Origin of the sequence: Mesorhizobium sp. M7A.F.Ca.CA.002.09.1.1, assembly GCF_003998555.1 — a bacterium.
GTDB classification, from domain to species: Bacteria; Pseudomonadota; Alphaproteobacteria; order Rhizobiales; family Rhizobiaceae; genus Mesorhizobium; species Mesorhizobium ciceri.
The window spans coordinates 1-5,835 of the sequence record NZ_RZRR01000292.1 but is presented as its reverse complement, the minus strand read 5'-3'; the positions used below and the strand labels follow the sequence as shown (position 1 = coordinate 5,835).

At 62.7% G+C, this 5,835-nt stretch carries 8 protein-coding genes; 5 read left to right on the top strand and 3 right to left on the bottom strand.

What is annotated here, in order from left to right:
- The 5 genes from EN994_RS14775 to EN994_RS14755 all read left to right on the top strand — a co-directional run.
- A partial coding sequence (locus tag EN994_RS14775) for an AIR synthase related protein (RefSeq protein WP_245466031.1) occupies positions 1 to 1,110 on the top strand: 1,110 nt, incomplete at its 5' end.
- A complete protein-coding gene (locus tag EN994_RS14770; protein WP_024504561.1) occupies positions 1,107 to 1,619 on the top strand; it encodes a hypothetical protein in 513 nt (170 codons plus the stop codon). The genes EN994_RS14775 and EN994_RS14770, both read left to right, overlap by 4 nt.
- Before the next feature lie 125 nt (positions 1,620 to 1,744).
- Positions 1,745 to 1,978 (top strand): BolA family transcriptional regulator, encoded by a 234-nt coding sequence (locus EN994_RS14765; protein WP_010909092.1) that lies wholly within the window; start codon positions 1,745 to 1,747, stop codon positions 1,976 to 1,978.
- Between the two features lie 141 nt (positions 1,979 to 2,119).
- The gene (gene grxD / locus EN994_RS14760) at positions 2,120 to 2,455 is read left to right on the top strand and encodes a Grx4 family monothiol glutaredoxin (protein ID WP_063167818.1); all 336 of its coding nucleotides are present in this window, start codon (positions 2,120 to 2,122) and stop codon (positions 2,453 to 2,455) included.
- A 163-nt stretch (positions 2,456 to 2,618) separates the two neighbouring features.
- Positions 2,619 to 3,887, top strand: coding sequence for a multidrug effflux MFS transporter (locus EN994_RS14755; RefSeq protein ID WP_082826441.1), 1,269 nt, complete (start codon positions 2,619 to 2,621; stop codon positions 3,885 to 3,887).
- Here the strand turns inward: EN994_RS14755 and EN994_RS14750 are convergent.
- From EN994_RS14750 to ttcA, 3 genes are all read right to left on the bottom strand, one after another.
- Complete coding sequence (locus tag EN994_RS14750; RefSeq protein ID WP_063167817.1) at positions 3,884 to 4,291, bottom strand: hypothetical protein; 408 nt, start codon at positions 4,289 to 4,291, stop codon at positions 3,884 to 3,886. The genes EN994_RS14755 and EN994_RS14750 overlap by 4 nt on opposite strands.
- Positions 4,292 to 4,350: 59 nt before the next feature.
- Positions 4,351 to 5,178, bottom strand: coding sequence for an inositol monophosphatase family protein (locus EN994_RS14745; RefSeq protein WP_013532140.1), 828 nt, complete (start codon positions 5,176 to 5,178; stop codon positions 4,351 to 4,353).
- The coding region (ttcA, locus tag EN994_RS14740; protein ID WP_127307617.1) for a tRNA 2-thiocytidine(32) synthetase TtcA at positions 5,168 to 5,835 on the bottom strand (668 nt) is incomplete at its 5' end. The genes ttcA and EN994_RS14745, both read right to left, overlap by 11 nt.

Genomic DNA, 5,835 nt, shown 5'->3' with positions numbered 1-5,835 from the left:
CCGGAATATGACCGGCCGTGGATCGAACCGAAGAAGCCGGCGCCGCTGGCCGCCAATGATGTTCCGCAAGCCGATGTTGCAGACGCGCTCCTGAAGCTGCTCGGCGGTCCCGACCTGTCTTCGCGCCGCTGGGTGTGGGAGCAGTATGACACGCTGATCCAGGGCAATTCGCTGCAGCTTCCAGGCGGCGATGCCGGCGTGGTGCGGGTCGAAGGCCATGCGACCAAGGCGCTCGCCTTCTCGTCCGACGTGACGCCGCGCTATTGCGAGGCCGACCCTTACGAGGGCGGCAAGCAGGCGGTGGCCGAATGCTGGCGCAACTTGACCGCCACCGGCGCTCTGCCGCTGGCCGCAACCGACAACCTCAATTTCGGCAACCCGGAACGGCCCGAGATCATGGGCCAGCTGGTCGGTGCCGTGAAGGGCATCGGCGACGCCTGTCGTGCGCTCGAATTCCCGATCGTCTCCGGCAATGTCTCGCTCTACAACGAGACCAACGGCCAGGGCATCCTGCCCACCCCGACCATCGGCGGCGTCGGCCTGATCGCCGATTGGTCGAAGATGGTGCGGGCCGGCTTTGCGGCCGAGGGCCAAATGATCCTGCTGGTCGGCGCGCCGGCGTCCTGGGGAACGCATCTCGGGCAATCGGTCTATTTCAGGGACATACACGGCCGCACGGATGGACCGCCGCCGCCGGTCGACCTCGAGCATGAAAAGCGCGTCGGCGACCATGTGCGCGCGCTCATCGCCTCCGGCATCGTCACGGCGGCGCATGACGTTTCCGATGGCGGTATCGCGGTGGCTTTAGCCGAAATGGTGATGGCGTCCGGCATCGGCGCCACCGTTCCCGGCCTTGTCGGCACCGACCCGATCCCGGTCTGGTTCGGCGAGGATCAGGGCCGTTATCTGCTGACGCTGTCGATCGACCCGCATGGTGACGAATGGGACGCCATTCGCAAGCAGCAGGGCGAGCTTGGCATCTTCGCGCCGTGGATCGGCTCCACAGGCGGCAGCGCGCTGAAGCTTGGCGACGCCAGGGCAATCCCGGTCAGCGAACTCTCCTCGGCTCACGAAGGCTGGTTCCCGCGCTTCATGGATCAGGCTAGTTGACCACACTGGCTGCCCGGGCGCTGCTTGCAGTCGTTTTCTGGCCGTCGCTGTTCTTCTTCTGGTTCCTGGGACCGTTCGTCTTTTTCCTGCTGTCGACAACCTCGAGCGAGGTTTGTATGCGGCTGGAAACACGTGCGGAGTTCCTTGCCGCGGCGAACGGCGCCGTCCCGATGCTGGCGCTGCAGAACCTCCTCTACGCGGTCCCGATCATCTGCCTGGTGCTCTGGGGCCGCCTTTTCCCGGATCCGGCACGGGCAAGGCACATCGTCACCTGCGTCAAGCTTTTCGCCGGCACGGTGGTCGTGGGCGCGTTGTGGGAGTACGGCTCGTCGCTCATCTGCGACGGCCATGGCCAAGGGTTCTTCTCGCCGGCTTGGCAAATGACGAGCTATCTCCCCATTGTCAGCCTGCTGCTCAACGCGCCGCTCTATGTGCTTGCCTTCAGCCTTGGCCGCGCTTTCTCGACACGCGAGGACGTTGCCGAGGATGAAGCAAGCCCACCGGCCTAGTCTTTCTCTGAAGCCGTGTGGCCGTTGGCGGGACAGAACGGCTTCAATCCGGACCGGAAAGGCTTTAGGCTCACCCGACTCTCATCTTATGGCCGGCTACCGGCCGCTCGAAACAGGATTTTGCCATGGCAATGGATGCCCACGACATCGAAAAACTGATCAAGGACGGCATTCCGGACGCCAAGGTGACGATTCGCGATCTCGCCGGCGACGGCGACCACTATGCGGCCGAGGTGGTGGCCGAGAGCTTTCGCGGCAAGAGCCGCGTCCAGCAGCACCAGATGGTCTATGACGCGCTGAAGGGCAATATGGGCGGCGTGTTGCACGCATTGGCGCTGCAGACCAGCGTTCCCGACTGACCCTTAGCGCTTGGCCCAACACGGCTCATCCTTTGCGCCATTTCAGCCACGGCGCGGCTAACGTCTTGTTTCGAGCAATCGTTGGGTTTATTTGAAGGGTATGTTTCGAGCCTGACTCCCACAGGCGGGAAAGGATATTCCATGAGCAGCATCAACGACTACATTGACAATGAAGTGAAGGGCAACGACGTCGTCCTTTTCATGAAGGGCACACCTGGTTTCCCGCAATGCGGATTTTCCGGCCAGGTCGTCCAGATCCTCGACTATATCGGCGCCGACTACAAAGGCGTGAACGTCCTGGACTCGGCTGAACTGCGCCAGGGCATCAAGGAATACTCCAACTGGCCGACGATCCCTCAGCTCTACGTCAAGGGAGAATTCGTCGGCGGTTGCGACATCGTGCGCGAGATGTTCCAGGCGGGCGAGCTGCAGACGTTCCTCGTCGAGAAGGGCGTCAGCGTCAAAGGCGCCGCCTGATTTCTGTTTTGTGCATGCCCGAAATCGACGTTGATTTTCGGGCATCGAGCACCAGGCACCGGGGCAACCTCACCTCGGCAATTTTCATGTCCTGACCCCAGGACCAGGACGAGCCAATGCGCCGGCCCGCCGGCGCATTTTCGTTTGAAAGATCGGACTTGCCGTGGACCAGCCAAAACCAGCGCCGCAATCGGCAAGCAAACTGCCCATTCCGCGCTGGGAGTTCATCGCTCTGTGCGCGGCACTGATGGCGCTGAACTCGCTGGCCATCGATATCATGCTGCCGGCTCTGCAGCAGATCGGCGCCTCGCTCGGCGTCGAAAATGAAAACCACCGGCAGTACGTCATAACGGCCTACATTCTGGGCTTCGGTGGCGGGCAGCTGTTCTTCGGGCCGATCTCGGATCGCTTCGGACGTCGCGCACCACTGGTCGCCGGGCTGGTGATTTATGTCGCCGCGGCTGCGGCCGCCGCCGTTGCACCAAGCTTTGAAACACTTCTGCTGTGCCGGGCCGTGCAAGGCATCGGTGCAGCCGCCACTCGTGTCATCGCGGTCTCGATCGTGCGCGATACGTTCGACGGCCGGCGCATGGCCGAGGTGATGTCGCTGATCTTCATGGTGTTCATGGCGATACCGGTCATTGCTCCCGGCATCGGCCAATTTATCATGCTGTTTGCGACCTGGCATTGGATCTTCGTCACCATGGCCGTCGGTGCGCTGCTCGTCTCGGCCTGGTCGCTGCTGCGCCTTCCTGAAACGCTGCATCCCGAACATCGCCGGCCGCTGACGCTCAACTCCATTGTCGGCGGGTTTCGTATCGTTCTCACCAACCGCATTGCGATCTGCTATGCCTTCGCCAGCACCTTCATTTTCGGCGCCATGTTTGGCTTCATCGCTTCGGCGCAGCAGATCTATGTCGACATTTTCAAAGTCGGCGAGATGTTCCCGGTCATCTTTGCCGGGGTTGCGGGCGTGCTCGCCTTCTCCAACTTTCTGAACTCGCGCCTTGTCGGTCGCATCGGCATGCGCCGCCTGTCGCAGAGTGCGTTGCTGCTGTTCCTGGTCATCAGCCTTGCCTGGCTGGTGATTTCGCTGGAGATGAAGATGCCGCTCTGGCTGTTCATCACCTTCTTTGCCTGCGCCATGCTTCCATTCGGTGCGCTCGGCGCGAACTTCAACGCGCTGGCCATGGAGCCGCTCGGCCAACTGGCCGGCACGGCTTCGTCGATCCTCGGTTTCATGCAGACGTTTCTCGGCGGCATTCTCGGTACGCTGATCGGCCAGGCCTTCAACGGCACGGTGACGCCGCTGGCCGCCGGCTTCTGCAGCGTCTCGGTCGCCGCGCTGCTGATGATCTTCATCGCCGAGCGCGGCAAGATGTTCCAGCCACAGAACCCGCCCGTTTCAGGGCACATCACCGACTTGCATTAGGACGCACCTTCAAGGGCTGCCGTGAACCGAGGGGCAAGCATGCGCCCCGCAATTGCTTCGCCCATGCTGTCCGAAAAGTGCAATGGCAGAGCGTCATCGAGTGCCCTGAGGATGGATGCCACGAAGGCCCGGCTGCGCTGGGCATCGGTTCCCAGATCGGAATATGTGGCGCGAGGTTTGCCGATCAGCGTGCCGTTGCGGCGAAGCGAGAACCGCAGCGTGAGGGACATGCCCGCGGTTCCGGGTGGCGGCTTCCAGCAGGCATAGATCGCGTCCGACATCTCCTTTATCGTGTCGACGGGATCGGTACTGCGACAGCTGCGCTCTTGCGACCTTGCTTCCAGGGAACTGGCGAACAGACCGGCGGCAAGAGCCGCCGCGACAAATGCAAACCGAGGTTTCATTCGAGAGCCTCCGGATTTGCGCGAGATTGTACTGCTTTCGGCTAACGCAGCAATCGATCCTACTGCGCCCAGAGCTCGCGGCGCAATTCGTGCCAGCTTTCCTTGTCTGGCGCGACAAGCAGGCCGCCGCCGAGATGCGAGGGCAGATAGGCGCTGCCGTCGAAGCGCGCCGCATGGCCGCCGGCCTCGGCATGGATCAGCACGCCGGCCAGGTGGTCCCACGGCATCAGCTTGTTGTAGACGACGAAGTGGGCATGGCCGCTCGCCAGCAGGCGGTATTCGTGCGCGGCGCAGCGATAGGCGAACTGCGACAGGATCTTGGTCTGGTTGCGCGCCAGCCGTGTCCGTTCCGGCTCGGCCATATATTGCCAGGAGACAGAGCCGGTCATCTCCGAGATCGGCGCGGGTACCGCTACATGCACCTTCTCGATGCTGCCGTGCGCATGCCGGATATGGCTGCCGGCACCCCTGGCGCCAATCAGCCAGTCCTTGCCGACGGGATCGTGGATGATGCCGGCGACGGTCTCGCCCTTGACCACGACCGCCAGCATGACGCCGAACAGCGGCACGCCGGAGGCGAAATTGAAAGTACCGTCGACCGGGTCGATGACGAAGGCCAGATCGGCATCGCCCAACCCGTTTAAAAGCGCTGGATTGTCGGAACAGGCCTCCTCGCCGACGACCATCGCTGAGGGATACCGCTCGCGCAGCCGCGCGGTGATCAGCCGCTCGGCATTGACGTCGGCTTCGGTCACCAGGTCGGCGGCCGACGTCTTCTGCCTGACATCGCCATCGCCCAACCGGCGAAAGCGCGGCATGATCTCGGCCAGTGCCGCCTCGGCCAGAATGCCGGCCAGCCAGTCGATCGCGGTGTCGTCAAATGTCATCGGCTTGCCTTGTGGTGAGGGTCTTGAGGGCAGCGAAATCGAACAGCTTTCTGTCGAGCAGATGCGATGGCCTGCTGTTCGACAGCGCGCGCAGCATCGTATCCTTGCGGCCCGGCATGCGCTTTTCCAGGTCCTCGAGCATCGCCTTCATGGCATTGCGCTGAAGACCTTCCTGGCTGCCGCAGAGATCGCAGGGAATGATCGGGAATCGCATGGCGGCAGCGAATTTTTCCAGATCGACCTCGGCGCAATAGCTCAAGGGCCGCAGCACCATGACGTCGCCTTCGTCATTGAGCAGTTTTGGCGGCATGGCGGCGAGACGCCCGCCATGGAAGAGGTTCATGAAGAAGGTCTCGAGAATGTCCTCGCGATGATGGCCGAGCACCAGCGCCGAGCACCCCTCCTCGCGTGCAATGCGGTAGAGATGGCCGCGCCTGAGACGCGAGCAGAGCGAGCAATAGGTGCTGCCCGCCGGCAGCTTGTCGGTGACGACGGAATAGGTGTCCTGATATTCGATCCGGTGCGCAATGCCGTGGCTGTCGAGATAGTCCGGCAGGATATGTTTGGGGAAATTCGGTTGGCCCTGGTCGAGATTGCAGGCCAGAAGATCGACCGGCAAGAGCCCGCGCCATTTGAGGTCGAGCAGCACCGCGAGCA